The organism is Streptomyces sp. C1-1, from assembly GCF_050214755.1.
Taxonomy (GTDB): Bacteria; Actinomycetota; Actinomycetes; order Streptomycetales; family Streptomycetaceae; genus Streptomyces.
The window spans coordinates 3,152,959-3,178,900 of record NZ_CP189826.1 but is presented as its reverse complement, the minus strand read 5'-3'; the positions used below and the strand labels follow the sequence as shown (position 1 = coordinate 3,178,900).

General features: G+C 70.5%; 18 protein-coding genes. 8 read left to right on the top strand and 10 right to left on the bottom strand.

All coding sequences use genetic code 11. The features are described 5' to 3' along the window. Positions 1–6: 6 nt before the first annotated feature. From ACQF4J_RS14270 to ACQF4J_RS14260, 3 genes are all read right to left on the bottom strand, one after another. Complete coding sequence (locus tag ACQF4J_RS14270; protein WP_427165741.1) at positions 7–5,520, bottom strand: toxin glutamine deamidase domain-containing protein; 5,514 nt, start codon at positions 5,518–5,520, stop codon at positions 7–9. A 185-nt stretch (positions 5,521–5,705) separates the two neighbouring features. Then, a complete protein-coding gene (locus tag ACQF4J_RS14265) occupies positions 5,706–6,062 on the bottom strand; it encodes an LppU/SCO3897 family protein (RefSeq protein ID WP_427165740.1) in 357 nt (118 codons plus the stop codon). Between the two features lie 226 nt (positions 6,063–6,288). Further along, a complete protein-coding gene (locus ACQF4J_RS14260) occupies positions 6,289–6,816 on the bottom strand; it encodes a hypothetical protein (RefSeq protein WP_427165739.1) in 528 nt (175 codons plus the stop codon). 248 nt (positions 6,817–7,064) lie between these two features. Between ACQF4J_RS14260 and ACQF4J_RS14255 the strand changes: the two genes are divergently transcribed. Continuing rightward, positions 7,065–7,499: a hypothetical protein gene (locus ACQF4J_RS14255; RefSeq protein WP_351578428.1), complete on the top strand. Its 435-nt coding sequence runs from the start codon at positions 7,065–7,067 to the stop codon at positions 7,497–7,499. A gap of 21 nt (positions 7,500–7,520) precedes the next feature. Here the strand turns inward: ACQF4J_RS14255 and ACQF4J_RS14250 are convergent, their stop codons facing one another. From ACQF4J_RS14250 to eccCa, 6 genes are all read right to left on the bottom strand, one after another. Beyond that, positions 7,521–7,823: a hypothetical protein gene (locus ACQF4J_RS14250; RefSeq protein ID WP_351578431.1), complete on the bottom strand. Its 303-nt coding sequence runs from the start codon at positions 7,821–7,823 to the stop codon at positions 7,521–7,523. 48 nt (positions 7,824–7,871) lie between these two features. Then, entirely contained in the window at positions 7,872–8,936 is a 1,065-nt protein-coding gene (locus tag ACQF4J_RS14245) for an SUKH-4 family immunity protein (RefSeq protein WP_351806068.1), read from the bottom strand. A 59-nt stretch (positions 8,937–8,995) separates the two neighbouring features. Next, on the bottom strand, positions 8,996–11,071 hold the full coding sequence (locus tag ACQF4J_RS14240) for an ATP-binding protein (protein ID WP_427165738.1): 2,076 nt from the start codon (positions 11,069–11,071) through the stop codon (positions 8,996–8,998). A gap of 207 nt (positions 11,072–11,278) precedes the next feature. Beyond that, entirely contained in the window at positions 11,279–11,572 is a 294-nt protein-coding gene (locus ACQF4J_RS14235; protein ID WP_351578439.1) for a DUF397 domain-containing protein, read from the bottom strand. 79 nt (positions 11,573–11,651) lie between these two features. Next, the gene (locus ACQF4J_RS14230; protein ID WP_159104135.1) at positions 11,652–12,038 is read right to left on the bottom strand and encodes a hypothetical protein; all 387 of its coding nucleotides are present in this window, start codon (positions 12,036–12,038) and stop codon (positions 11,652–11,654) included. Positions 12,039–12,175: 137 nt separating this feature from the next. Beyond that, complete coding sequence (gene eccCa / locus ACQF4J_RS14225) at positions 12,176–16,120, bottom strand: type VII secretion protein EccCa (protein WP_427165737.1); 3,945 nt, start codon at positions 16,118–16,120, stop codon at positions 12,176–12,178. Between the two features lie 312 nt (positions 16,121–16,432). Here eccCa and eccD point away from each other — a divergent pair, with 312 nt between their 5' ends. The 7 genes from eccD to ACQF4J_RS14190 all read left to right on the top strand — a co-directional run bounded on the left by eccD (position 16,433) and on the right by ACQF4J_RS14190 (position 25,228). After that, positions 16,433–17,890 carry a type VII secretion integral membrane protein EccD gene (gene eccD / locus ACQF4J_RS14220; RefSeq protein WP_385237525.1) on the top strand — a complete coding sequence of 486 codons (1,458 nt, stop codon included), beginning with the start codon at positions 16,433–16,435 and terminating at the stop codon, positions 17,888–17,890. Between the two features lie 179 nt (positions 17,891–18,069). Beyond that, positions 18,070–19,590 (top strand): PQQ-binding-like beta-propeller repeat protein, encoded by a 1,521-nt coding sequence (locus ACQF4J_RS14215; protein ID WP_427165736.1) that lies wholly within the window; start codon positions 18,070–18,072, stop codon positions 19,588–19,590. 177 nt (positions 19,591–19,767) lie between these two features. Further along, a complete protein-coding gene (gene rpsO / locus ACQF4J_RS14210) occupies positions 19,768–20,055 on the top strand; it encodes a 30S ribosomal protein S15 (RefSeq protein WP_067301615.1) in 288 nt (95 codons plus the stop codon). A gap of 325 nt (positions 20,056–20,380) precedes the next feature. Next, a complete protein-coding gene (locus ACQF4J_RS14205) occupies positions 20,381–22,597 on the top strand; it encodes a polyribonucleotide nucleotidyltransferase (protein ID WP_351578452.1) in 2,217 nt (738 codons plus the stop codon). Continuing rightward, complete coding sequence (locus ACQF4J_RS14200; protein WP_351578454.1) at positions 22,594–23,973, top strand: M16 family metallopeptidase; 1,380 nt, start codon at positions 22,594–22,596, stop codon at positions 23,971–23,973. The genes ACQF4J_RS14205 and ACQF4J_RS14200 overlap by 4 nt, the downstream gene beginning before the upstream one ends. Positions 23,974–24,010: 37 nt before the next feature. Next, on the top strand, positions 24,011–24,763 hold the full coding sequence (gene dapB / locus ACQF4J_RS14195) for a 4-hydroxy-tetrahydrodipicolinate reductase (RefSeq protein ID WP_427165735.1): 753 nt from the start codon (positions 24,011–24,013) through the stop codon (positions 24,761–24,763). A 12-nt stretch (positions 24,764–24,775) separates the two neighbouring features. Further along, complete coding sequence (locus ACQF4J_RS14190; protein ID WP_351578460.1) at positions 24,776–25,228, top strand: hypothetical protein; 453 nt, start codon at positions 24,776–24,778, stop codon at positions 25,226–25,228. Between the two features lie 71 nt (positions 25,229–25,299). On the opposite strand, the gene ACQF4J_RS14185 is transcribed toward ACQF4J_RS14190, so the two are convergent. Next, positions 25,300–25,854 (bottom strand): PH domain-containing protein, encoded by a 555-nt coding sequence (locus tag ACQF4J_RS14185; RefSeq protein WP_351585037.1) that lies wholly within the window; start codon positions 25,852–25,854, stop codon positions 25,300–25,302. Between the last annotated feature and the right edge of the window lie 88 nt (positions 25,855–25,942).

The window sequence follows — 25,942 nt, the reverse complement described above, 5'->3', positions numbered from 1 at the left end:
GGACTCCTAAACGGGTGGAACGATGTGCAGCATAGTCTTCGCCCAGACCTCGCCGATCACGTCCAGATGGTCCTTCATCTCGCCGGCCATTTCATCCTCCCTGGCCGTAGTGAGTTTTCCTACCTTCCGGCTGATCTGTCCGTTCTCCAGGCCCATCTGCTTCAGCTTGTTTTCCTTCTCCTCATCGGAAAGGCTGTCATCCATCGCGTCCAGTGCTTCCGTCTGCTGCTGCTTGAGCTGCGCTCTTTTCTCGTGACGTATCTCCAGTCCGTCGGGGTCGGTTCGGTAAGTGGTGCTGTAGTAGACAGGAACCCTGTTGTTCCTCATGTCGGGATGAATGCGCAGTCGTGTCGAGCAGTCGGCGTGGCCCTCGCCCTTGCCGCACGGTTCGCGCTCCGTGTAGAGCCCGGCCAATGTGTATTTCTTCCCGTCCGGGCCGGTGTTGGTCCGGTCGAACCAGTCGAGGAGGTGCTTCTCCGAGTGCCTCGGCGAAACACCGGATGAATCCGCCGGAACGGATGAATCCACGACGTACATGCTGTTTCCGTCGGCGTCCACGACCTCGATCACCGCATAGTTCTTGCCGGAGAAGTCCGGCTTGTGGCCGGATGCCTCGATGATGGCGTCGAGTTGCTTGACCGTCGGCTTTCTGCGCGGCCCGTTCACCCGCTCATTCAGCGCAGCGAGGTCGCGCTTCGTCTCCTCACCGGAACGATGCCCGGCAGGGAAGTTGCTGTTGGCACGGTCTCGCGCGTCCGCACTGACCGCCCGCTCGGAGTCCGTTGCGCGGTCCGGGCTTCCGTCTCCGCGGGGTTCTGCGTCGTTGTATGGCCGACCGTCGCGGTCATGCTCGGGGCTGTGCCCCACGCCCTGGCTCTCGTGGTAGGTGAGGCTGAGCCTGGCGAGCGAAGCGACAACGGCCGATCGTTGACCGTCGTTCATTCGGCGGAAGTCGTCCCCGAGCGTCTCCTCGAGGAACCGTCGGGTGAACGCGGTCGGCGGAAGGTCGGTCTCTCCGGCCTCGCGCGCCTGCCGCAGCGCGTCCATCCTGCCGGAGGCGTGGCGCAGCACTGAAGCGAGGCGGCCGTCCTGGGCCCAGTTCCTGAGGCTGTCGTGCACCGGGTCGAGGTCGATTCGGTGCACAGCCAGACCCCGGGCTTCGAGGTCGGGGTTCTCGTGGTCGCGTACCTCCTGCTGCGCCTGGTCCGGCGAAAGACCGAGTTGCTCAGCCTCCCTGTGCTCCGGGGGCGGAAGACTCGCGTTCCGTTCCGCTCGAGTCGGGTCACCGTGGTTTGGGTCACCGTGGTTTGGGTCACCGTGGTTTGGATCACCGGGTGTCGAGTCGCCGGGCGGATTCTGCCCGCGGGGTGCTTGGGGGGCCTGGGGTGCTTGACCGTCGGGATGAGTCGGCATGCTGGGCCTGGATCGACCGCCGGTGGTGTTGTCGTCAGTTCCCGGAGTCCGCTGCGGGGAGGTCGTCCGAGAGGTCTGCGACGTGCGCGGATCGACCGGGCGGGGATCCGTGCTCGGTCGCTGAGCGGCGGCATGCGGGGCCGTCGTCCCGTCCGCCGGTTCGGGTGTGGTCCGACTTGCCGTCGGGTCGTTCGCGGCTCCCGCTGTGGGCCGAGTCGGTGCCGTGTCCGCGTCCGGTGCACCCGCGTGGGCGTCGTCGGATCTGGTGCCGACAGGCTGCTTCGGCGTGCCGTCCGCGCCGGGATGGTCGTCAGTCGCCGTCGAGGACCCCGCCGGAGATGAGTGGGTGTCTTCCCCTGGTCGGTCGGCCACGGACGGGGCACCGCTGTCGTCCTGGGGCCGGACATCGTGGTTGTGCTCGACCTTTGCCGGATCAGGCGTGGTGTTCTCCGGAGTCGGACCGGCGTCCGGCGCGGTCGGTGACGTCCTCGTGTCGGGCGGCGACGCGTGTGCGCCAGCGTCGTTGTCCGACGTACCGCCGTCCACCGAAGCCCGCGGCTCGTGGTGGCCGCCTTCCGTGTCGGGGCTGTCGTCCGACTTCTGGGTGTCGCCGGATGCGCCGTCCTGTGGGGTCTGGCCGTTGTCGGGCTGGACGTTGTGGTCGGAGTTCTCCGGCTGAGACGTCTCGCCGTCGGGGTTCTGTGAGCTGCTCTGGCTCTGCGAGCTGTTCTGGTTCTGCGAGGCGTCGTGCCCCTGGGACGCGTTCGTGGGGGGCTGGCTGGTGTCGATCGGGTTGCGGTTGGCGTCGAGGGGGATGTGCCAGACGTGGGTGGCCTGGTCGATGTGGAGGGGCTGGGTGCTGACCTGGCCGCTCTGGGTGTCGATCCAGACGATCTTGCCGTTGTGGTTGACGACGTTGAAGGCGTGGCCGCCGCCGCCCGGCCAGTCGACCTGGACGATGGCCGCCGAGCCGGGGCCCGCCTGCTGGAGGGTGCTGGCGATGTTGTTCGCCGTGTTGGGGTCGCCGCCGGGACCCGCATAGGTGTGGGCGGCGCCGGTCCAGCGGATCTGGTTGTCGTTGGCGTTGTCCTCGGGGGACCAGAGGTCCGGCTTGCCGTTCGCGTCGGTGTCGAGCGTGCGCGGCGCCGAGACCTGGGGGTTGCCGTACCAGGTCTCCAGGAACGAACGGGAGCAGTCGGCGCAGTTGTTGCTTCGGCCGGGGACGTTGACGCCGCCGTCGTTCTGGAGCTGCGACCAGTTGCCGTCGAAGGGGTCGGGGTAGCGCTGCGGGGTGCCGTCCTCGTTGCGCGGGACGGCGTCCGACAGGGCCTGCTGGTCGGCCGGGTCGGGGTCGGTCAGGCCGCCCGGGTAGTGGTCCAGGTCGGCGCGGATGTCCTGCAGGCTGTCCTGCTGGGGGTGGTTCGGCGAGGTGGTGTCACCAGGGGTGGCCTGCGGTGAGCCCGGCGCGTTCGGCGTGGCGGGGCCGTTCGCGTGGTTCGGCGCCGCCGAGGTTCCCGGCGTGCGGATCGGCGTGTGTACCGGGACCGGCGTCACCTGCTGCTGGTGCTGTTGCTGTTGCTGCTGAGGGTTGTTCGACTGGGCCGCCGGCTGCTGCGGGGAGGCGGGTGAGTTGGGCGTGCCGCCCGCGGGCTGCTGGGGCCGGTTGGGGGTGGTGCCCGTACCGGTGTCGGAGCCCGGCTGGTTCTGACGGCCCGGCGTGGTGGTCGGGCCGCCCTGCGCCGTGGGGTTGTCGGTACGGCCAGTCGGTGAGGAAGAGTTCGAGGAAGCCGAAGTGCCGTTGCTTGAGGGGGACGTCGAGTTGCGGTCCGGTCCGGAGCCGGTCGAGGTGGATGGCGTCGACGTTGAGTTGCTCGTGGAGGGCGACGTGGTCCGCGGGGACGACGACGGGCTCTGGTTCGAGGTGCTCGTGTTCGCGTTGGAGCCCGGTGTGGTGGTACGAGTGCTGCCGGCCGGGTCCGTCGTATTGCGAGGTGTGGTGCGGTCGCCCGGCGTGGTGTTCCCGGGTCCCGGGGTGTTACGGGACGTCGTCCCGTCGCCCGGCCGCGTGCCGTTGGTGTCGCGTGAGGTCGTACCGTCACCCGGCGTCGAAGTACGGGGTGTGGTCCCGTCGCCGGGCCTGGTCCCCGGGGTGGTCCGCGGTGTCGTGCCGTCGCCCGGCGTCGTGCTCCCCGGCGTGCGCTGGCTCGGTATTCGGCCGTCCGGCGTGCTGCCTGGGGTCCGTCCGTCCGGTGTGCCGGGCGTACGCCCGTCCCCTGTACCGGAGACACGAACCCCCGCCCCGGCGCCGGAGGCCCGGCCGTCAGCCGTCGCAGATGCGGACGCCGTCGGCGTCGGCGTGCTCCGCGGTGCCGTCGACGACGTAGGACTCGGCGTGGAGGCCGGCCCCGACCCGGTCGTGGTGGTGGTACCTGACGTACTGGCCGAAGTCGGCCTCGCCGCACCGGAGTTGGGCGTCGGGCTGCTCGGGCTCGAACCGGCCGACGTGGTGCCGCCGGACGAACTCCCGCTGTGCGGCGAGCTGCCGCCGCCCCCCACGCCACCGCCCGTCGACGGCGCCACGGGAGACGTGGGCATGGACGAGCCGCCGTCCGGACGCCCGCCGCCGGACGATGGATCGCTCGACGTCGGAGTGGCTGCAGGCGCTGCATTCGTGTGCGTGGGCGCGCTCGCGGCCAGGCTGTCGACGTTGGTACTGATGCCGCCGCCGTGGCCGCCGGACGACGGTGTGGCGGACGTACCGCCGGACGACGCGGAGGCCGCCACGGTGTGCGGTGTCGGCGACGAGAGGCCGGACACGGACGAACCGCCGCCGGAGTGGGAGGAGGTGGAGACGCTCGGACCGTCGGACGAGCCGCCGGAGTCCGAACCGCCGGACGAGGCGCTGCTCGGCGAGGGGTCGTCGAAGTCGGAGAGCGACGGCCCCGCGTGGGAGACCGTCGGCCGCGCGGCCCCGGAATCGGCCCCGGACCCCGCGTCCGAACCGGACCCGGAGTCCGACCCCGAGTCGGAGCCCGGACCCGAACCCACGTCCGGCGCGCCGATGTTGTTGCCGCCGGTGTCGGCGGATATCCCGCCGCCGATGTTCACGCCGGAGTCGTGGCCCGCACGCGTCGACGTCGAGGAGTCCGAGCCGGAGGTGTCCGAGTCGCCTGAGTGGGAGTCGCTGGAGTGGGAGTCGGACGAGGAACCCGAGCCGGAGTCGGACGAGGAAGAACCGGACGAGGAGTCCGAGCCGCCGTCGCCGCCCGAACCCTCGGAATCGTTGGATCCATCGGAGCCGTTGGACCCCTCAGAACCGTCCGACGAGTGCGAACCCCCCTCCCCGTCCCCCGAACTCCCATGCCCGTCGATACGGCTGTCGATCGCGTGGTGCGCCCGGTGACCGGCCTTCTCGCCGAGGCTGTCGCGGACGCCCTCGGCGAGGGTCTGCGGGCTCTGCTTGATGGCGTCCCAGCCGGCGTTGGCGCCCTGCTTGGCGGTCGTGGCGAGGTCGTAGCCCTCCTGGGCGCCGAAACCGACGTTCACCGTCTGGCGGATCAGGTCGGTGATGATCGCCTCGATCGCCGAGATCGCGGGCTCCTTCATCGCCTCGACGATCGCCTCGATCAACGCCTCCTTGAGCTCCTTCAGGAGCCGGCGCACGATCAGCCGGGCGGCCTGGGTCGCGCCCAGCGCGCCGACCTCGGACAGACCGAAGGTGAACGGCGCGGCGGCCTGCGCGGCGGCGATCTCGATGGCGAGCGCGATGAGCTGGGCGATGACCGCCCACTTCGCGAACTCGACGATGTAGGCGCAGGCCTCCAGCACGGTCGCGATGATGTACGCGGCCTGCGCCGCGTTCGCGAGGTAACCGTCGCCGCCGCTGTCGAACTTGGCGTACGTCTTGGTGAACGCGTCGATCGACTCACCGGCGTTGTGCGCCATAACCTGGCGGGCGCTGGTGTTCGCAGCGGTGTGCAGTTCGGTGACGTCGTCACCGAACTTCCGCCAGATGTTGGCGCACTCCTTGAGCTTGTCCTCGTTCGCCGTCGGCCAGTCGTAGCCGAGCATCTCGAGAACCCATTCGAGCTCGCTCGGCAGCATCATCGCCACAGCAGAAAGCACCCCCGTAAGCCGACACGGCCGTACAACTCCCTCATCGGTCAAGGGAAATCACGCAGAAGTACAGCCGTTCGCAAAGCTTACGGAATCACCCGCGAGCAACTTCAGAGGGTTGGCGTCACAAATCCGTTGCAGGTCCTGTGCAGGTCTGGTGCAGAACGGCCGACAGGTCAGACCTTCGTGAAGCACAGGGTGTAGCCCATCTGGTGGCTCTGGCGGACCTGGATCCCGTAGACGTACTTCGAGTCGCACTTCATGTCGTTGCCGAGCAGCTTGTCGGCCGTCTTGTACTCGGCCTCGGGGGAGTCGCAGTCGACGATCGTCGGCAGCGGCTCGCCCTGCGGGTCCTTGACCTTGACGCAGTCTCCGATGTTCGGGTCGTGCGTCGCGTCCTCGGAGGCCTGCGCGGACGCCGCGGCCTCAGCCTTCGCCTTTCCGCCGCTCGGGTCGGTGTTGTAGTCCCAGACGTACCAGGCGAGGGCGCCGAAGACCGCGATCACGATGGCCGCGGACTTCGCGACCCTCAACGGACCACCCGAACGCGGGCGTTCAGGCCCTTGCGGCGCCTGCGGCTGTTGCGGGTACCCGTACGGCGGTTGAGGCTGGCCGTACGGCTGCTGCGGCTGCCCGTAGGGCGGTTGGTTCTGGTACTGCGGCGGAGGCGTCGACATGCCGGTAAGACCCCGAGGTTGACAAGAAAGGTGACCCGCGCAGGTTATATGTCGAGGTCAGACGGGTTCCAATCGGACCTGCTCACATCAGGTAACTGATCAGGAACGACACGGCGCCACCCACCAGCCCCACGCCGATCATCCCGAGGATCACCGCCCGCGTGTGGTTCCGCCCCGCCGCCTCCCAGGCATCGTCGTACGACACCCGGCTCCGCCCGGACGGCGCGTACCCGGTCGTGAGGCAGAACAGCCCGAGTCCCGTCAACACCCAGCCCCCGAAGAACGCGGCGAAGTAGCGCCAGGGCCGGTCCAGGCCGCTCTGGACATACCCGCCGCCCGTCCGCTGCACCGACAGCTCGGTGCCCGCCCCGTACCGCCGCCTCACCTGCACCGCGACCCCCGCGTCCCGGCTCCTGCCGCCGTCGGACACGCACACGCCCTCGCACCGCATCGGCCGACGGTTCTTACGGCTGCCGCGGGACGCGTTGTTCGGGTAGCTCACCTCGCACTGCCGCACGGTCAGGATGCCGTGGGTGCCCGCCCAGCCCGCGAGGTACGCGCCCTCGTACGCGCCCCACCCGCCACGTACGACCCTTCGTACGCGCCTCACCCGCTCAGCGCCAACCCGGCGAGCAGGAACACCAGCCCGCCCCAGACCCGAGACGGCCCAGCGCACCGCCCACGAGACCGTGGAGGCCGGTTGCGGAACGGTCTCCCGCGTCGCCCCTCCCAGTACCCTGCGCCTGAGCCATGACGACGAGGTCCTTCCCTTCGCGAGCGAGGGCCCAGCATGACACCCGGCCATGACGGGAGATACTTCTTGAGTCCGAGAGACGAGGGCCAGCGAGGAGAAGCGGCATGACCAGGCGACCCGAGAACTCACCCACCCCGGAGGGCACTTCGCCGGAGCGGGGTGTGCTGGACGAGGCGCTCGAACCGGAGCAGATCCGTTCGCTGAACTCCGCCCTGCGCCAGCTCTCCCGGAGCGACGGCGTCGACAAGGACTTGCAGGAGGCGGCGAAGAAGCTGCTCTCCGGCCGGCTCGCGCTGCGCGACGCCATGGACGACCCCGGCATCGCCCGCGCCCTGGGCAGCGGCATGGCGTCCCTGCGCGGTCAGTGGGAGTCGCTGTCGGAGGAGGAGCGCGACCAGGTCAGGCACGGGGAGCCGCTGGACGGCGCGGACCCGTCCGGCGAGTCGTCCGACCCGGCCAAGCCGGACGCGGACGGGCGGCCCTCGCGCTTCGCGAAGAAGAACCAGGGCCGGCACAGCGGCGGATTCTCGCTGTACTGAGCACCCGCCGCGGGGATCGGATCAGCCGTGCTGCCGGCGGTACAGGTCGATGGCCGCCTGCGTCGGGTAGTTGGGCACGGTGACGGTCTCGCCGGTCGCCTTGGAGACCACGATCTTGCTGCCGCCGGGCGGCGCCGGCTGAGGCCGCCCGGCGGCGTCGGTGACGGGCGGGAACACCGCGTACACCAGGTAGCCGATGTCGAACTCCTCGACGCGGAGCTCGGCGCGAGAGCCATCGGGCAGCCTGGGCTCGGCGAAGCGGCTGCGGACGATGTCGAGGGCCTGTTCGGGGGTGGTCGGCGCTGCCTGGTTGTCCGAAGTCACAGAAGATCTCCCTGATTCTGACTCGCTGAGTGCGGATTTCGAGGCCGGTCAGAACAGCCCGTGCCACATCTGCTCGACGATCAGAGACCACCAGGTCTCGGCGTTCGCCAGCGCGGAGGCGTCCAGGGCCACCAAGTGCTCCTGCAGAACCGCCACTTCCGCGCCCGCCGCGACCGGATCCAGCCCCCGCATCCGCTGCCGTACCGTCGCGAGCAGCGCGAGGGAGCGGGCGAGGGCGGCGGCCGAGACGTTGACGTAACGGCACTCCGCGGTGACCGGGTCCACGGCCCACAGCGCGCCGAGGCCGTCCGGCTCCGTCGTACCGGGCAGGCACTGCACGGCGATGACCGCGAGCCCGTCGAAGCCGATCCGGGCCAGGTGCGCCAGGGCAGCGATCTTCTCCTCGCCAGCCGGGCTCTGCCGCTCGCGCAGGTTCGTGGCGACGTCGGTGAACAGGCCTCCGGGCGGCGGGTTGTCGGCCCGGTCCGCGGTGAAGAAGAGCGGGACGTCCGCCGGGAGCCCTGCCCAGGTGAGGGTGGACTTCGTGGTCTCCGGCAGCGGGCTGTCGGCGATGTCGTCGGCGGCGTAGCGGCGTACGCCGGTCTCGCCGAACACCTCGACGAGGTGCTGGCCGAGGGCCACGTCGCGCATCGGCTCCGCGGGCGTCACCTGGGCGGGTACGGGAACGCGATGCGGGCGGGGCGGCGGCGTCTGGCCCGCCACCTGGTGCAGCATCTCGACCTGCTGGATCAGTGCCTGGACGCCCTCGGTGCGCTCCTCGGGACGGGAGCCGTAGGGCTGTGAGCAGGAGAGCTCGGCGTTCGGGAAGGACTTCAGCAGCTCGGACGTGTAGCCGCCGGGGAGCAGGCTGGGGCGCAGGTCGGTGTGGACGGCGAGGACGCTGTCGGCGGGCACGTTCATCCGGCGCAGCTCCGCGTACGCCTGGTACTCGGCTGGGGGCAGGCCCGGGCCGGAGTTGCGGAAGAGGGTGGTCTCCTCGCCGTTCGCCGGGTCGACGTAGGTGAAGACGGCGGTGTTGCCGGGGCCGGTGACCGGACGGGCTCCCTGGGCCGCGGCCGTGCCCTGTGCCGTCGCCTGCTCCTGGCTGTTCAAGGGGAGGCTCCTTCGGGATGACTGGTCGAACGTGAGAGGTCGGTGGTGGGCGCTGTGCGCTACGAGGCTATCGCCGGGTCCGCCGGGCGGATCCGCAGGGCCTTCGCCCCGCGCTCGGTCGCGACGAGGAGGATGCCGTCGGGGGAGACGTCGGCGGCGGTGAAGGGGGTGTCGGAGATGAGCGCGGCCACCACTTCCTGGCTCGCGCGGTCCCAGACGCGCAGGTAGTCGGCGCCGCGGCTCAGACCGAGCGGTGCCGCGGCCCGCTCCTCCTCGGAGGGGCGCAGGATGCGGGCGGGATCGACGTCAGAGAGATCCTCTCCCCCCATGAGGCCGCGCACCAGCACCGCCGCCGCCCCGGCCGCGCCCGAGGACTCGCCGGCCGGCTGTCCTCCCGGCGTCCCCGCAGCCTCGCCGGCCGCGTCATCTTCCGGCGTCCCCGCAGCCGCACCGACCGGTTCCCCTGCCGGCGTCCCCGCAGCCTCGCCGGCCGCCTCATCTTCCGGCGCCCCCGCAGTCCCACCGACCAGCCACGCCCCCGGCGTCCCCGCCGGCACGACGAGGGCGGCGACCGGTACCGGCGGCCCCTCGGGCCGGGGCGCGCTGCCGACCGTGACGGCGTGGACTCCGGTGACCGGCAGGCTCCACAACGTCCGCCAGGGCAGGTCGAGGCCCAGCCGGCCGTGGACGGCGTCGGCGTACTCGGGCAGGCCGTCCTCCACGAACGCCGTCTCCAGCAGGGCGGCGCGCAGCACCACCTCCGCCTGCGTCCGCGTGAGCAGCGGTGCCGTACGCAGGTAGGTACGGGCCGGAGCGCCGAGTTCCCCGGCCGGGACCGCCTCGACGGCGGCGCGCAGCGACACCGGGTCGGCATGGACGAACAGCCCCGGATCGGTGAGGAGTTGGGGCAGCAGGCCCGCCTCCAGGGTGTGCCCGGCGATGTGGTCGCGGACGTACGGGTCGGCCTTGCTCCAGTCCTGGTCCGGCACGGCTTCCAGCAGAGCCATGGCGACCTGGGTCTGGGCGGCCCGGACGTTGGGCAGGCCGGCGCGGATCTCGTCGCCGACGGCCGGGTGGAACAGCCGCACCAGTGTGCGCCCGCCGTCCTCGCCGGCTTCCTCCGGCTGCACGAACGGCCCGACGAGCAGCATTCCGTCCGCGAAGGCCTGGCTCATGTCCTGTCCGGCGATCGCGCTCGCCAGCCGCGGCCACAGTTGGACAGGGATGCCGTCGGCCTCGGCCAGGGCGAGCGGTGCCAGCAACATCCGCAGCGTCCGCGGATCGGCGCCCAGCCGGCGGGCGTGCAGGTCGAGGGCCTCGCCCACCGAGGTCGGTAGATGACGCTCGTCGGCCGGGTCGAAGCCCTCGGGGGCCATCAGGGCACAGTTGACGGCGAGTTGGACGACCAGCGGGCTGGTTCCGGCCCGTCGGCCGATGGCGGCTCCCAGGGCGAGCCGGGCGGCGGGATCGACGGTGAAGGGCAGTTCGGGCGCCCCGAACTCCGGGTCGAGGGCGGCCTGGGCGTGCAGCACGAGACCCTCGGGGTCGGCCCACTCAGGCTCGTCGAGATCGATGACCTGCACCGCACCGGGAGGCAGGCTCCCGGCCAGTTCGGCGGCCAGCGGCCTGGGCACCTCGGCCAGCAGACGGACCGTCTCGGTGGCGGCCAGGGGCGCGAGCACTTCCCGGACGAGCCGCGCGGGCTCGTCCGCGGCCCGCACCGGGCCGGCCCGGTCGACGTCCGGCACGACGACGGTCACCGGTTCCGCGCGCGCGGCCAGTTCGGCATAGACGCCCTCGGTGCTGGTGGCGGTCAGTTCGTAGTGCTCGGCGAGCAGCCAGAGGACCTGGGCAGCGGTGAGCCCGTCGGGGGCCGGCACCGCGGGGGCCGGCAGCTCCGGGGGCACCGTCGACGGGTCCATCTCCTCCAGCGGCAGCCGCTTGCGGTAGTCCGGTTCGCACAGCATCAGGAACCCGGTGATCAGCCGGGAACGCCCGCTGCCGGAGCGGCCGGTCAGCACGACCACACGGGGAGCGCCGGGCGCGGCCGTACGCCACGCGGCGAGCGCACGCAGCGCTGCGACCCGACCGCCTATGTGAGGGTGCGGTGCGTAGTCCTCGGTGACCCCGGTCATGCTTCCCCGTCCTCCGCCGTCACGGATGCATCCGTCACGGATGGCTCCGTCACGGATGCCTCTTCACCAGACATGCCATGTTCATACGACATGCGACGTCGATCTTAGGCACCGGGCGCGGGGGCGGTGGCGGGGACGGTCGCGGCCGACGGCCCGGTCACGTCCCTGAAGGGGCGCGGCCGGCAAGCCGCGGACGACACGGGCCGTCTACTCGGCCGCCACCCCGCCATTCCCCGGCGCCGACTCCAGATCGAACTCCCCGTCCCGTGCCCCGAGCACGAACGCCCGCCACTCCGCCTCGGTGTACCGCAGGACCGTGTCGTGGTCGAGGGACGACCGCATCGCCACCGCGCCCCCGGGCAGGTAGGCGATCTCGACCCGCTCCTCGTGCTCCTCGGTGCCGGGCGCGCTGTGCCACTCGGCGTCCGAGATGTCGAGCGCGTACAGCTCGTCCCGCTCCCGCTCCTTGCGCGCCTTGATCTGCTCTTCCGTCTCGGCCATGCTGCGGGGCCCTCTTCCTCACGCGCGAACGAAGTACGCGGCTCACCCTACTGGCGGGTGCCGCGCATCCGCCCGCGGATCAGGCGTTTTCCACCTTCGTGAACGTGCCTTGCGCCGCACCGGGCGGAAGCTTCACCTGGCCGTCGTACTCGGATGTCGTCTTCTGCCAGATGTCGACCTGGTCGGCCTCGTTCTGTTCGTGGGCGACGCCCATCTTGGTGAAGGCCAGGCCCATGCCCGCGAGCCGTTCCGCGAGGCTGCCCATCGACTGGTACATGCCGTCGCGCAGGCCCTCGTAGACGACGCCGAACTTCTCGCCGATGTCGTCGTCGCCCCACGGCGGGGTCTGGCCCTGCTCCTGCGCGCTCAGCCCGTTCTGCAGGGCGGTCACGGCCTTCGAGAAGTTCTGGCCGACCGTGAACATGTTGAAGCCCTCGGTCTTGAGGACCTGGGGATCGGAATCCATGTAGTCCGACGACACAACTGCCCCCCGTGGCTCGTCTTTTCTCTTGCAACGTCACCATAGCGGCCGCCACTGACACAAGGGGGCGGCACCCGTGCGGGTACCGCCCCCGTGACCGTGCCGAGCTCGGCAGCCGAGGCTCAGAACCGGGCCGGCAGCCAGCCCGTCTGGATGAGCTGCCCACCACGCCGCCGCGTGTGGAAGTACCCGCGCCCGGGCGGGAGTTGCGAGGCCGTGATGTTGCCGAGCAGCTGGCCCTCCGAACGGTCGCCGGAGAGCACGACGCCCTGGGCGCCGAGCTCACGCATCCGCTGCATCACCGGCTCGTACAGCGACCGGCTCGCACCGCCCGAGGACCGCGCGATGATGATGCGCAGACCGATGTCACGGGCGAACGGCAGGTACTCGAGCAGCGGCGCCAGCGGGTTCACGCCGGTCGCGACCAGGTCGTAGTCGTCGACGATGACGAACGCGTCCGGGCTGCTGTACCAGCTGCGGTTGCGCAGCTGCTCGGGCGTGACGTCCGGGCCCGGCATCCGGCGGTGCATCGAGCCGGCGAGGCCCTCCAGCGTCTCGGTCAGCGCGGGCGCCGAGGCGCAGTACCGCGACAGGTGCGAGTCGGGCACGCCCTCCAGGTGGGCCCGCCGGTAGTCACCCATGACGATCTTCGCCCGGTCCGGCGTGTAGCGCTCGGTGATCTGCTTGACCAGCATCCGCAGCAGCGCCGACTTACCGGACTCGCTCTCACCGAACACGATGAACAGCGGGTCGGTCTCGAAGTCGACGAACACCGGCGACAGCGAGGACTCGTCGATGCCGATGGCGACACCGCGGTCCGGGTGCTCGAAGCCCTTGGGCAGCCGGTCCGCCGCCAGCATGGTCGGCAGCAGCCGGACGGCCGGTGCCTGGTTGCCCTGCCAGTTGTCGTTGACGCCGCGGATGAGGATCTGCGTCGCCTCGGACAGGTCCTCGGTCGAGGAGGAGCCGTCGACGCGGGGGAGCGCCGTCATGAAGTGCAGCTTGTCCTGGGTCAGACCGCGGCCCGGGATGCCGGCGGGCACGTTCTGCGCGACCTTGCGGTCGATCTCCGACTCCGTCGGGTCGCCGAGCCGCAGCTCGATGCGGTTCTGCAGCATGTCCTTGAGCGCGGGCCGCACCTCGGTGTAGCGGGACGCGGTCAGAATGACGTGCACGCCGAAGCCGAGGCCGCGCGTGGCGATCTCGGTGACCGTGGACTCCAGCAGCTCGTAGTCCGTCTTGAAGGTGGCCCAGCCGTCGATGACGAGGAAGACGTCACCCCAGGGCTGGTCCGGCAGATGCCCTGCGGCCCGCCGCTGACGGTAGGTCTGGACGGAGTCGATGTTGTTGGTGCGGAAGTACTCCTCGCGCGCGTTGAGGATGCCCTCGACCTCGCTGACGGTACGGCGCACCTTCTCGGCGTCCAGCCGGTTCGCGACGCCGCCGACGTGCGCCAGCTCCTCCATCGCGATCAGACCGCCACCGCCGAAGTCCAGGCAGTAGAACTGCACTTCGGCCGGGGTGTGGGTGAGGGAGAACGACGCGATGAGCGAGCGCAGCAGCGTCGACTTGCCGGACTGCGGGCCGCCGACGAACAGACCGTGACCGGCGCCGCCGGAGAAGTCCCGGTACAGCACGTCGCGCCGCTGCTCGAACGGCTTGTCCACCAGGCCGACCGGCACGTTCAGCCGGCCGAGCGCCGTGTAGTCGGGCGCGGTCAGGCCGCGGTCCTGGGTGACGGCGAGCTGCGGCAGCAGCTGCTCCAGCGAGGGCGCCTCGTCCAGCGGGGGCAGCCACACCTGATGGGCGGGCGGACCCTGGTTGACCATCTTGCCGACGATGACGTCCAGGACGGTGTCGGCGAGCGCGTCGTCGACGCGGTTGTCGGCCTCCGGCTCCTCGACCACCGGCTGCGGCGGCAGCGCCACGTGCTCCGCCGTGAACAGCGCGGGCCGCAGCTGCGTCGAGCGGTGCACCCGGGAGGGACCCTCGCCGTGGTACGCGCCCGACACGTACGCCGCCTTGAAGCGGACCATGGTGTCGGTGTCGTAGCGCAGGTAACCGGAACCGGGGATCGACGGCAGGTGGTAGGCGTCCGGGACGCCGATCGCCGTACGGGACTCGGCGGCGGAGAAGGTGCGCAGACCGATCCGGTACGACAGATAGGTGTCCAGGCCGCGCAGCTTGCCCTCCTCCAGGCGCTGCGAGGCCAGCAGCAGGTGCACACCCAGCGAACGGCCGATACGGCCGATCTGGATGAACATGTCGATGAAGTCCGGCTTGGCGGTGAGGAGTTCGGAGAACTCGTCGAGCACGATCACCAGCGACGCCATCGGTTCGAGGGCGGCGCCGGCGGCCCGGGCCTTCTCGTAGTCGTGCAGGTTGGCGTAGTTGCCCGCGGTGCGCAGCAGTTCCTGGCGGCGCTGCATCTCACCGGTGATCGCGTCCCGCATGCGGTCGACGAGGGTGAGGTCGTCGGCGAGGTTGGTGATGACGGCCGCGGTGTGCGGCATGTCCGCCATACCGGCGAACGTCGCACCGCCCTTGAAGTCCGCGAGGATGAAGTTCAGCGTCTCCGAGGAGTGCGTCACCGCGAGGCCGAGCACCAGCGTGCGCAGCAGCTCCGACTTGCCGGAACCGGTGGCGCCGACGCACAGGCCGTGCGGGCCCATGCCCTCCTGGGAGGCCTCCTTGAGGTCCAGCATGACCGGCTCGCCGTTCTCGCCGACACCGATCGGCACACGCAGCCGCTCGTGCAGCGTGCGCGGCCGCCAGGTGCGCGAGACGTCGACGGAACCGGCGTCGCCGATGCCCATGAGGTCGGTGAAGTCCAGGTTGGACAGCAGCGGTTCGCCCTCCTCGGCCGAACCGACCCGGAAGGGCGCGAGCTGCCGGGCCAGGGACTCCGCCTGCTCGGGGCTGAGCACGTCCGGTCTGCCCGTGTACGCCGACTCGTGGCCGACGAACAGGCGCATCCGCTCCGGCTTCACGAAGATCGTGAGGCCGGCCCGCAGCTCCTCCTCCAACTCGCCCGGGGCGATCTCCAGGAAGGTGACGCCCTGCAGGCCCTCGGCGCTGGCGAGTTCGGAGTCCGGGGGTACGGTGCCGCCGTCGAGGATGACGATCAGGTGCGGCTGGTCGTAGACCGGGTTGGCGTCCCGGTTCCAGCGCGGACGGTCGTCCAGCTGGTCGGCCAGCGCCTCCTCCAGCTCACCGAGGTCGTCGAAGAGCAGCCGGGCCGAGCCCGCGCCGTCCTTGGCCTTCGGGTGCTGGCTGTGCGGCAGCCACTTGATCCAGTCCCAGTCGGCCGCCGCGGAGGGGTGCGCCACCACCGCGACCATCAGGTCCTCGGGCGAGTGCAGCGACGCCAACTGGGCGAGCGTGGCACGGGCGTTGGCGTACACCGTGTCCCTCTCGCCGCATACCGTCACGTGGTAGAAGGCGCGCAGCGACACGGAGACGGGCAGGTCGTTGAGCGAGCCGTGCGCGTCGAGGAACGCCTTCATGGCCGCCGCCGTCAGCGGCTCCAGTTCCTCCTTGGGCGCCGTGTCCGGCGCGACGAGCGGGGTGTTGAGCTGCTGCACGCCGCGGCCGATCCGTACGGAGGCGAAGTCCGCGTCGGTCGGGCGACGTTCCCACAGCCGCTTGCCGTCGGCGGCCACCGCCCACAGCTGGTCCGGCTCGGGGTGCTGGAACAACTGGCTGTGCCGCTGAAGTTCTGCGGTCTTGTGCACGTCCTTGCGGACCTGCTCCAGATAGCGGAAGTAGTCACGCCGGTCCTGCGCCATCCCCGCGCCGCCGCCCTGCCGGGACTTGGCGTACTGGGCGATGGCCATGGCCAGCGTGGAGGCCAGCATCAGCCCGCCCACCACCCTCATGTACGAGGGCAGGTTGGGCATGAAGAAGAAACCGACGGAACCCAGCATGCCCATCATGGGCAGCAGGTTCATCAGCATGCTCTCGTCGCCCTCGCGGGGCAGCTCGGGCGGCGTCTCGAGCCTCACCTCGCCCTCGGGCACGGCCGGGGGCACTGTCCGCGGTGGTCGTTTGATGATGACGACGCTCACCGATGCACTCATCCTTCGCGATTGATACGTCCTGGCACCGACGCCCCCGTGTACCGCGACGTTCTTGTTCGCGCAGGCGTCGTTCGCGTAGGCGACGATCCTACTGATGGCCAAGGTGACCGAGGGAGCCAGGCGCATGGAGATGCGGCGCAGGTCCTGGGAGGAATGAGGGAGGCAGGGCCTGTCGTGGGTGCGACAACGGATAGGGTGGCGCTCCGCGTCGTACGAGCGACGCGAGGACGCGACTTCGGCAGTCGTCCGGCAGTCGCGTCTGGCAGTCGTCTAGAAGTTGTCTAGCAGGGGGATCACCAGGTGAGCACGGGGACTTCGACAGGTTTCTGCCGAATCACCATCGCAGCGCCGGACAGTCGGGTCGATGTGGCGCTGCCCGAGGACCTTCCGATCCAGGACCTCTTCCCTGAGATCGTCAGGCTCTCCGGCCTGGTCCAGTCGGACACGAGTCTCGCCGGCTACCACCTCGTGACGCGTGAGGGCCAAGTGCTCGACGCGAGCCGTTCGTTGCTGGAGCACCGCGTCCGCGACGGCGACGTGCTGCTGCTGCGCACGTTCGCCGACTCGCTGCCGCCGGCCGTGCACGACGACGTGGTCGACGCGATCGCCGCCGCGGTCAAGCAGGACACCCGCAGCTGGAACGACAACCTGATGCGGGTCGCCGGCCTGGTCGCCGGATCGCTGCTGCTGGTCATGCTCGGCTTCGTCTTCTGGTTCGCCGACCCGATCCGCCACGACATGCACGGCCTGCGGGGCGTCCTCGCCGGCGTCACCGCGCTCGCCCTGACGGCACTCGCCGGCGTCCGCGCACGGGTGTACGACGACCGGGGCGCCGCTGTCGCGCTCGGCATCTCGGCGCTGCCGCACGCGCTCATCGCGGGCTCCGGCGTCATCCCCCAGGACGCGCACGAGGGGCCGGGCCGGATCCAGTTCCTCGTCGGCTGTGTCGCCGTACTGCTCTTCTCCGTCGTGCTGATCATGCTGCTGCCGCAGGGCGACGCGCCGTTCGTGGCCGCCGCGCTGGCCTCCGCGATCGGCACGCTCGCCGTGTTCGCCGGGGTGCTCACCGACGCCGCGCCGCGCGAGATCGCCGCCGGCACCGCCGTCGTCGCCCTGGCCGTCGTCGGATTCCTGCCCGGCTGGTCGGCCCGGTTCGCCAAGCTCCCGATCGGCTTCCGCAACCCCGAGGACCTGGCCCGCGCCCGGCGCGAGGGCCGCGAGGGCGACCTCGAGGCCGTCGACGTCCAGCGCATCGTCGCCCAGACCAGCCGCGGCCACGAGCTGCTGCTCGGCCTGGTGGGCGGCTGCGCCGCGGTCGTCGTCGGCGCGGGCGGCGCGGTGCTCGGCTTCAGCGACTCCGGCTGGGCCCAGCTGCTCGCCCTGTGCACCGGCCTGGCCGCGATGCTGCGGGCCCGTCTGTTCCGCTACACCGCCCAGGTCACCTGCCTGTTCGTGGCCGGCGTCGTCACGCTCGCCCTGCTGGTCCTCGGCCTCGCGATCTCGCCGCCGGCCGGCATCATCATGGACATGCTCCAGGGCAACTCCGGCCCGGTCAACGTACGGACCCTGTGGCTCGGCGCCTCGGTCGCGGTCGGTGTGCTGCTGCTGATCGCGATCGCCCTGATCGTCCCGCAGAAGGGCCTGTCCCCCTTCTGGGGCCGCATGCTCGACCTCGCGGACTCGCTGGTCCTGCTGTCGCTGGTGCCGGTCTGCCTGGCCGTCCTCGACATCTACGGCAAGGTCCGCGGCGGCGTGTAGGGCGTGCGCCGAAAGCCCCGTCGTCCGCCCGGGACGACAGCCGAACCGCCCCACGCTCCGCTCCCGGAGTGTGGGGCGTCTCCGTTTCCGCCTGACCGGAATCCAAGCCCCCGTCGCAGAAACGCTCCGCCGGCGGAAGGCCGTCACCGGAAGGCCGTCCATACGAAAGGGACCCTCGCGTGAGCTTCGGCCCGCCGCCATCGATGTACACGCCCCCCGCCCCGCCCGCACAGCCCCCCGCCGCGAAGCGCCGCCCCAGGTGGCCGCCGGCCCTGCTCGCGCTCGTCCTGGTCGCCGCCCTCGGCACGGGCGGCTGGTACCTGTGGGGCACCGGCACGGACGGTACGAAGACCTCGGGCGCCCCGACCGCCGCACATGGCCCCCTCGACGTCCGGGAGACCGTCGAGAAGAAGCCCGTGAACCCCACCGGAAAGATGGCCTTCCGTTTCTCCGTGGACGACATGAGCCCCGGTGAGCACTACGAGCTCCCCGGCATGTGGGCCACGGACGAAATCCTCGCCAAGGGCATCAACAAGACGGTCGTCGGCCTGCGCATCGGCGACGACGCCTCACCCGGCGACGAGAAGTGGAAACTTCCCCTCGACGGCCCGATCTGCGGCTACACCCGCCGCGTCACCGGCGACAACCGCACGGCCGTCCTGTTCCGGGCCAACGACCGCGGCAACGCCTTCTGCAACCACGTGGCCTTCTTCGACCTCGACGACGGCCGGGAGATCTGGGACGCCGACTTCCCGGTCTCCCAGCTCGGCGACGGCCACGGCATGGCGACCGGCGGCGACGAACAGGACACCCCGAGCGTGACCCTCGTCCACGGCACGGTCGTCGTGACCTGGGGCGGCGGCACGGACGCGTACCGCATGAAGGACGGCACGCGCGCGTGGGAGACGACGGCGACCGGCGCCTGCCAGGACATGGGCGCCGCGGGCGGAGGCGCACTGCTCGTGCGCGAGCAGTGCTGGAACGACAAGGCACCCGCCGACTCCACGGACGCCACCACCTACAAGGCACGCAAGGTGAACCCGAAGACCGGCGAGACGCTGTGGACGTACTCCGCCGCCAAGGGCATCCGTGATCTCGACATCCCCTCCGCCGAACCGCCCGTCCTCGCCGTCCAGGCCGGCGAGATCGGCATCTCCGAGATGCTCTCCCTCGACGCCAGGGGCGGGACCCGGGCCGTGATCCGCCTCCAGAACGGCACCTACGTGGGCGAGTGCTCGTACGACGACTACCTGTCCACCGAGGACTGCCCGACCATCGCCGTCGGGGCCGGCCAGGTCTTCCTGCGCAGCAAGGACTCGGGTGAGCTGATCAACTCCAACTGGATCATCGGCTTCGACCTGGCGACCGGAAAGACCACCAGAAAGTTCGAGTCCGGCCCCGGCTCGCTGCTGTACCCCGTACGGATGAGCGGCGACGCACTCCTCGCCGTCCGCGTGACCGACCAGCACGTCATGCCCACGGGACTGGTCGCCCTGAACCCGCGGACCGGTGCGGAGACCCCGTACCTCTACTTCGACCTCCCCCAGGAGGCCGACTTCATGACGACGACGGAGTACAACGACATCGTCGTCCAGGACGGCCGCATCTTCTTCGGCGTCAAGAAGGTCGACGGACCGGCCAAGGGGCAGCCACGATGGGTCTACCTCGTCCTCGGCGTCGAGAGCATGGCGGTGCGATAGGACCGCGGCGAAAGCGGCCCCGGCCGCCTGGTACGCTGTGTAACGGCCGTTTGTGTACGCGTCCCCGGTTCGTCCGGAGACTGCGCCCAACGGGTCCCCGCCTCCCGAGTCACGGAAGCTCCCCTGAGTAGCAGACCAGGGGCACTCGGCGGCAACCACAGATCACGAGGAGTACGAGTGTCGCTCGACGCCGCTACGAAGAAGCAGATCATCACCGAGTTCGGCCAGAAGGAGGGCGACACCGGCTCCCCCGAGGTCCAGGTCGCCATGCTCTCGCGCCGCATCTCGGACCTGACCGAGCACCTCAAGACCCACAAGCACGACCACCACTCCCGTCGTGGTCTGCTGATCCTGGTCGGTCAGCGCCGCCGCCTGCTGCAGTACCTCGCCAAGAAGGACATCCAGCGCTTCCGTACGCTGGTCGACCGCCTCGGCATCCGCCGCGGTGCTGCGGGCGCCAAGTAAGACATGACGAAGGGAGCGGTTCCCGAAACGATCGGGGATCGCTCCCTTTGCCGTACGTGCGGAAACCTTTGCCGTACGTACGGAAACGTGCGCGGTATCACACCCACTTTGTAGTGTGGTAGCACAACGCAGTGCCGCACACGCGGCACCACGAGGAGAAGTGCACCTCGCCGCCGCCGGTCCTCGGTAGTGGCCCCCGGGCGATGCGAACCCCGGGTGCTTCGATCGAAGACCGGCCCGCACCAGAAGGAGCGCTTCTCCGCTCACGTCCCACCGCCACACGGGCGGACGGGACAAAAGACGAAAAGTAACGGAGAAAACGCTAGTGGAGAACGAGACCCACTACGCCGAGGCCGTCATCGACAACGGCTCCTTCGGCACCCGCACCATCCGCTTCGAGACGGGCCGCCTGGCCAAGCAGGCCGCCGGCTCCGCCGTGGCCTACCTGGACGACGACACCATGGTGCTGTCGGCCACCACCGCCTCCAAGAACCCCAAGGACCAGCTCGACTTCTTCCCCCTCACGGTGGACGTCGAGGAGCGGATGTACGCCGCCGGCAAGATCCCCGGCAGCTTCTTCCGCCGTGAGGGCCGTCCCTCCGAGGACGCCATCCTCACCTGCCGTCTGATCGACCGCCCGCTGCGCCCGTCCTTCAAGAAGGGCCTGCGCAACGAGATCCAGGTCGTCTGCACGATCATGGCCCTCAACCCCGACCACCTGTACGACGTCGTGGCGATCAACGCCGCCTCCGCGTCCACGCAGCTGGCCGGTCTGCCCTTCTCCGGCCCGATCGGCGGCGTCCGCGTCGCGCTGATCAACGGCCAGTGGGTGGCCTTCCCGACGCACACCGAGCTCGAGGACGCCGTCTTCGACATGGTCGTCGCGGGCCGCACCCTGGAGGACGGCGACGTCGCGATCATGATGGTCGAGGCCGAGGCCACCGACAAGACCATCCAGCTGGTCAAGGGCGGCGCCGAGGCCCCCACCGAGGAGGTCGTCGCCGCCGGTCTCGAGGCCGCGAAGCCCTTCATCAAGGTGTTGTGCAAGGCGCAGTCCGACCTCGCCGCCAAGGCCGCCAAGCCGGTCGGCGAGTTCCCGATCTTCCTGGACTACCAGGACGACGTCCTCGAGGCCCTCACCGCCGCCGTCAAGCCGGAGCTCGCCTCCGCGCTGACCATCGCCGGCAAGCAGGAGCGCGAGGCCGAGCTGGACCGCGTCAAGGCGCTCGCCGCCGAGAAGCTCCTGCCGGAGTTCGAGGGCCGCGAGAAGGAGATCTCCGCCGCGTACCGCTCGCTGACCAAGACCCTGGTCCGTGAGCGCGTCATCAAGGAGAAGAAGCGCATCGACGGCCGCGGTGTCACCGACATCCGCACCCTGGCCGCCGAGGTCGAGGCCATCCCGCGCGTGCACGGTTCCGCGGTGTTCGAGCGTGGCGAGACCCAGATCCTGGGCGTCACCACCCTCAACATGCTCCGTATGGAGCAGCAGCTGGACACCCTCTCGCCGGTGACCCGCAAGCGCTACATGCACAACTACAACTTCCCGCCGTACTCCACCGGCGAGACCGGCCGCGTCGGCTCCCCCAAGCGCCGCGAGATCGGCCACGGCGCCCTCGCCGAGCGCGCCCTGGTGCCGGTCCTGCCGACCCGCGAGGAGTTCCCCTACGCGATCCGCCAGGTCTCCGAGGCGCTGAGCTCCAACGGCTCGACGTCCATGGGCTCGGTCTGCGCCTCCACCATGTCGCTGCTGAACGCCGGTGTGCCGCTGAAGGCCCCCGTCGCCGGTATCGCCATGGGCCTGATCTCCCAGGAGATCGACGGCGAGACGCACTACGTCACCCTCACCGACATCCTCGGTGCGGAGGACGCCTTCGGTGACATGGACTTCAAGGTCGCCGGCACCAAGGAGTTCGTGACCGCGCTCCAGCTCGACACCAAGCTGGACGGCATCCCGGCCTCGGTCCTGGCCGCCGCCCTGAAGCAGGCCCGTGACGCCCGCCTCCACATCCTCGACGTGATGATGGAAGCGATCGACACGCCGGACGAGATGTCCCCCAACGCCCCGCGGATCATCACCGTGAAGATCCCCGTGGACAAGATCGGCGAGGTCATCGGCCCCAAGGGCAAGATGATCAACCAGATCCAGGAGGACACCGGCGCCGAGATCACCATCGAGGACGACGGCACCATCTACATCGGTGCCGCCGACGGCCCGTCCGCCGAGGCCGCCCGTACGACCATCAACGGCATCGCCAACCCGACGATGCCCGAGGTCGGCGAGCGCTACCTGGGCACGGTCGTGAAGACGACGACGTTCGGCGCCTTCGTCTCCCTCCTGCCGGGCAAGGACGGTCTGCTGCACATCTCGCAGATCCGCAAGCTGGCCGGCGGCAAGCGCGTGGAGAACGTCGAGGACGTCCTCGGGGTGGGCCAGAAGGTCCAGGTCGAGATCGCCGAGATCGACTCCCGCGGCAAGCTCTCGCTCGTCCCCGTGATCGAGGGCGAAGACGACGCAGAGACGAAGGACGACACCGACAAGTGACGTCGAGCAGCGCCACGGTGACGGCCCGCACCTCTTCGGAGGCGCGGGCCGTCGCCCGTACCCAAACCCTGATCAAGGGCGAGAACGGCATCGGCACGGTCCGCAAGACCACCCTCCCGGGTGGCCTGCGCATCGTCACCGAGACCCTGCCCTCGGTCCGCTCCGCGACCTTCGGCATCTGGGCGCACGTGGGCTCCCGCGACGAGACGCCGTCCCTGAACGGCGCCACGCACTACCTGGAGCACCTCCTCTTCAAGGGGACGCAGCGCCGGTCGGCCCTGGACATCTCCGCCGCCCTCGACGCGGTCGGCGGCGAGATGAACGCGTTCACGGCGAAGGAGTACACGTGCTACTACGCGCGCGTGCTCGACGCCGACCTGCCGCTCGCCATAGACGTCGTCTGCGACATGCTGACCGGCTCCCTGATCCGCGAGGAGGACGTCAACGTCGAGCGCGGCGCGATCCTCGAAGAGATCGCCATGACCGAGGACGACCCGGGCGACTGCGTGCACGACCTGTTCGCGCACACGATGTTCGGCGACAACCCCCTCGGCCGCCCGGTCCTCGGCACGGTCGACACGGTCAACGCCCTCACAGCGGACCGCATCCGCCGCTTCTACCGGAAGCACTACGACCCGACCCACCTCGTGGTCGCGGCCGCCGGCAACATCGACCACAACAAGGTCGTACGACAGGTCCGGGCCGCCTTCGAGAAGGCCGGCGCCTTCAGGAACACGGACGCCGCCCCCATCGCCCCGCGCGACGGCCGGCGCGCCCTGCGCACCGCGGGCCGCGTCGAACTGCTCGGCCGCAAGACGGAGCAGGCCCACGTGGTCCTGGGCATGCCGGGTCTGGCCCGCACCGACGACCGCCGCTGGGCGCTCGGCGTGCTGAACACGGCGCTGGGCGGAGGCATGTCCTCCCGCCTGTTCCAGGAGGTCCGGGAGAAGCGCGGCCTGGCCTACAGCGTGTACTCGTACACCTCGGGCTTCGCCGACTGCGGCCTGTTCGGCGTCTACGCCGGCTGCAGGCCCTCGCAGGTCCACGACGTGCTGAAGATCTGCCGCGACGAGCTCGACCACGTCGCCGAGCACGGTCTGTCCGACGACGAGATCGGCCGGGCCATCGGCCAGCTTCGCGGTTCGACGGTCCTGGGCCTGGAGGACACGGGCGCGCTGATGAACCGCATCGGCAAGAGCGAGCTGTGCTGGGGCGAGCAGATGTCGGTCGACGACATGCTGGCCCGGATAGCGTCGGTGACCCCGGACGACGTCCGCTCGGTCGCCCGCGACATCCTGGGACAGCGGCCGTCGCTGTCGGTCATCGGCCCGCTCAAGGACAAGCAGGCGTCCCGGCTGCAAGAGGCCGTGGCCTGAAATCCGTCTTCGGTAACTGCGTGAGGAAGCGAAAGAGATGAGCAAGCTGCGCGTGGCGGTCCTCGGTGCCAAGGGCCGGATCGGCTCGGAGGCGGTCCGGGCCGTCGAGGCGGCCGAGGACCTGGAGCTGGTCGCCGCCCTCGGCCGGGGCGACAAGCTGGAGGCCCTCGCCGAGACCGGTGCCCAGGTCGCCGTCGAACTGACCACCCCCGACTCGGTCATGGCCAACCTCGAGTACTGCCTGGGGCATGGCATCCACGCGGTGGTCGGCACGACGGGCTGGACCGACGAGCGCCTCGCGCAGCTGAGGACCTGGCTGGCCGCCTCCCCGGAGACGGGCGTCCTCATCGCGCCCAACTTCTCCATCGGGGCCGTGCTGAACATGAAGTTCGCGCAGATCGCGGCGCCGTACTTCGAGTCCGTCGAGGTCGTCGAGCTGCACCATCCCAAGAAGGTCGACGCCCCCTCGGGCACCGCCACGCGCACCGCCCAGCTCATCGCCGAGGCCCGCGCGCAGGCCGGCACGGCCCCGGCGCCGGACGCCACCCAGACCGGCCTGGAAGGCGCGCGCGGCGCCGACGTCGACGGTATCCCGGTCCACTCCGTCCGCCTGCGCGGACTGCTCGCCCATCAGGAGGTCCTGCTGGGCGGCGAGGGCGAGACCCTGACGATCCGTCACGACTCCCTGCACCACAGCAGCTTCATGCCCGGCATCCTGCTCGGCGTCCGCCGCGTGGTGTCCACTCCCGGCCTGACCTTCGGCCTGGAACACTTCCTCGATCTGAACTGAGCTCCTGACGTCATGCGCGCGAAGATCTCCTACGTCATAACGGCCGCCGTCCTGGTGTTCTACTTCGTCCTGGTCGGCAGCCGCGGCGTCATGCTCATCCAGGCCGGCACGGCCGTGACCGTCACCTTCGGCGTCGCGGTGCTGATCCTGCCGGTGATCGGCCTGTGGTTCCTGTGGAAGAACACCCGGTTCGTCCGCAGGGCCAATGCCCTCGCCGCCGAACTCGACGCCGAAGGCGGCCTGCCCGTCGACGAGTTGCGGCGTACGCCCGGCGGCCGGATCGACCGTGACTCGGCGGACGAGGTCTTCGCCAAACGCAAGGCCGAGACGGAGGCGGCCCCCGACGACTGGCGCAGCTGGTTCCGCCTCGCCGTCGCCTACCACGACGCCCGCGACACCCCGCGGGCCCGCAAGGCGATGCAGCGGGCGATCGCCCTGCACGACGGCAGGACGATCGAGGCCTAGCGCAGACGCACGCCGAAGGGGCCGGTCCGCAGTGTGTGCGGACCGGCCCCTTCGGCGTGCGTCTGCCGGTGTCAGGCCCGCCGGTTCTCCGCCGCCCAGGCCTCGATGGTGTCCGCCGCCCGGTCGAAGGAGCCCGTCCGGGCCAGGAAGTCCGCGTTGTGCGTGGTCATCAGCAACGGAACGCCCTGGGCGCCCCGGTCGGCTCGTACGAGGATCAGCGCCTGTCCCTGCACCGTGCGCGGCAGCCCCAGCCAGCGCACCGGCTGCTGCACCGTCCGCACGGCGGCGACCTGCCCCCAGGGCGTCGTACGCGTGCCGAAGTAGCGGACGTGGCGCAGGCCGCGCGGGCTCACCCACACGCCCATGCGCAGCAGCCGCAGCGCGCCGACGATGACGACCAGCGCGATGCCGAGGATCACTCCGGCCTCGGACACCGAGCCCGTGAGGCCGATGAGGACCGCCGCGAACAGCACGAACGAGGCGAGCAGCAGACAGAGCGCCGCCGTGCCGACGCGCCACGGCCCCGGGCGGTACGGGCGCCGCCAGCGGTCACGGTCGTCGAACGGCAGCGCGACGTCATCGGCGGTCTCGAAAGCACGGTCGGCCGTCAGGAAGGGCAGGGGCACGGCTGGTCCTCACTCGCTCCATGCGTGGGCTGTGCCCGGTGAGGCTATCCGCCTGTGTCCCCGCTCACCACCTTCGGGGGTCCGGATG

What these genes read in the sequence shown, in the direction of transcription:
- ACQF4J_RS14270 (WP_427165741.1), bottom strand. Translation starts at nt 5,520, where the DNA reads ATGATGCTGCCGAGCGAGCTCGAATGGGTTCTCGAGATGCTCGGCTAC.
- ACQF4J_RS14255 (WP_351578428.1), top strand. Translation starts at nt 7,065, where the DNA reads ATGACCAGGCGACCCGAGAACTCACCCACCCCGGAGGGCACTTCGCCG.
- ACQF4J_RS14240 (WP_427165738.1), bottom strand. Translation starts at nt 11,071, where the DNA reads ATGACCGGGGTCACCGAGGACTACGCACCGCACCCTCACATAGGCGGT.
- ACQF4J_RS14235 (WP_351578439.1), bottom strand. Translation starts at nt 11,572, where the DNA reads ATGGCCGAGACGGAAGAGCAGATCAAGGCGCGCAAGGAGCGGGAGCGG.
- ACQF4J_RS14230 (WP_159104135.1), bottom strand. Translation starts at nt 12,038, where the DNA reads ATGGATTCCGATCCCCAGGTCCTCAAGACCGAGGGCTTCAACATGTTC.
- dapB (WP_427165735.1), top strand. Translation starts at nt 24,011, where the DNA reads ATGAGCAAGCTGCGCGTGGCGGTCCTCGGTGCCAAGGGCCGGATCGGC.
- ACQF4J_RS14190 (WP_351578460.1), top strand. Translation starts at nt 24,776, where the DNA reads ATGCGCGCGAAGATCTCCTACGTCATAACGGCCGCCGTCCTGGTGTTC.